1 protein-coding gene is annotated in these 1,867 nt (G+C 37.5%); it reads right to left on the bottom strand.

Going from position 1 to position 1,867, the window contains the following annotated elements; all coding sequences use genetic code 11:
- Window positions 1–1,867 (bottom strand): tubulin-like doman-containing protein (locus AC1DJR_RS28370; RefSeq protein ID WP_477004086.1); only part of this gene is annotated, 1,867 nt, incomplete at both ends.

Genomic DNA, 1,867 nt, shown 5'->3' with positions numbered 1-1,867 from the left:
TTATCGTTCATAAAACCATTCGCAATATGTCCAGATGAAAGCTTAGGAAAATCTTGTAGCGATAATCCGTAATGAGCACGATAACAAATCACTTCAAATGGTGAAAACGCCTCGTTTACCGTATCTTTTTCTTTAAACATTTCTTGCAATAACTCTTCTTGCAATTCTTGTTTTAAAGAWGGATGTACGCCCCAATATTGTAACTCTCTATGATGAGAAACTTTCGGAACGAACGGACTTGCTAAATGGAAAAGATCTTCAATTTTTTCACGAACGTATTCATCACGATCACGCTTCTTGAAATCTGCTTCTTTTCGCAATGCTTCAACGATATTAAGCTCTAATTTGTCACGATAGCGCACTTGAAGTTCGTCATAACAATAACTCAATATATGTTCACGATAGAAGTCTTCCACCTTTTTCGACTGAATTTCTTCGGCTTTCGCATCACGACAATATTCCCCGTACAAGCTCATATAAATTTCGGACGATATATCTTTCGGTAATACACCTAAATTTAAATGTTGCTGCATATCTTGCCAAATCTTTTCTTGCAATTTCTCTTCAGCTAATACGTATACATTCGTCGGGTTCGTTTTCCCCTCAAATTCCTTGCTTCGCTTTTGGATTTCAAACAATAAATTTTCACGTGTTTCGTRTAAATTATCAAAGAAYCTTTCCCAATATTGAATCATTTTATCAACTGCTTGGTATAGCGATTGATACACGAGTTCTAACAACATTTCTTTACGATACTCACTTAATTTGTGTACGTACTGCGTTACAATATCTTCAAATTCTTTTTTRAACAMACGYTGCTGATTRTTAAWCATTTTYCCRAMCCAGCCTTGTTGCTGCGCAATTTCAACGCGGCGAACAGCCGTTACMGTTCCATCAATAKTACTCACATTAAATTTCTTATCGTAGTTTTGAATTAAATTACGCTTTTGTTCATTATTTTCATGTAGTCGATTCATCTTCTCTACTAGCTGCTTACGAATTTCATACAGCATAAAACGTGCTGCAACTGGATGAACTGGATCCGTTTTCTTTAAAAACCATGTATTTAATTGGTAAGACTGTCCTTCTGAGCCACTCGGTGTAAAGCGGTCTGATTCGATCATGTCATATAAAAGGGTAGTAACATGCTCATGTACACGGCTCGGAATGGCATAAGCATATAAACGAACCGCATGATCAACTCTCGCTACTTCCCCCTTCATTTGTTCCATCATTTTAAGCTTCGCAGCCGATATTTTGCACTCATGCTGCAGGCGGTTTAATTCCTCATCTTTTTGCACTGTACGGTGTACGTAACTCTCTACAGCATCTAAAAACAATTTTGATTTTGCAACACCGAGCTTACCACCCTCTGCCCCTTCACGTGTTTCATGGTACATTTGTCTATAAAAAATATGAGCTTGTTCTGGCCGAGTAGCAAGATGCTCTAAGTCTTCTAAATAACTTTTCCCGCGCTCTGGCTTTTCACGCTGCATACCGCGTTTTACATCTTGATCGTATCTTTGCCTCTTCTCTTGAAATAGTTGATCTAAATGAAGCCAAGATTCATCTAAGCCTTGAACCGCCCATTTTAAAGCACAGTATTTCAAAACGTGCTCATACGGATAAATRAGYTTYGCCGTTCCYGCTCCGCAATATCTCCCTTTCCCACTCGATTCTGCCAATTGCTGAATTTGATTATCTTCTTGKGCAAAATGATTTGCAGACATTGGACTAAATAACTGTAAATAAATCGTATTTGCCATTTGCTCCATATAATCCGATAAATTGTGCAAATGGTGCCCATGTAAATTTTCATAATCATATAAGAAACAATAATTGTACGGTAAATGATGCTGCTTTATCG

The sequence above is a fragment of the Bacillus sp. 05T31 genome, assembly GCF_056396725.1.
The sequence above is the reverse complement of the archived record's forward strand: the minus strand, read 5'-3'. Positions and strand labels throughout refer to the sequence as shown.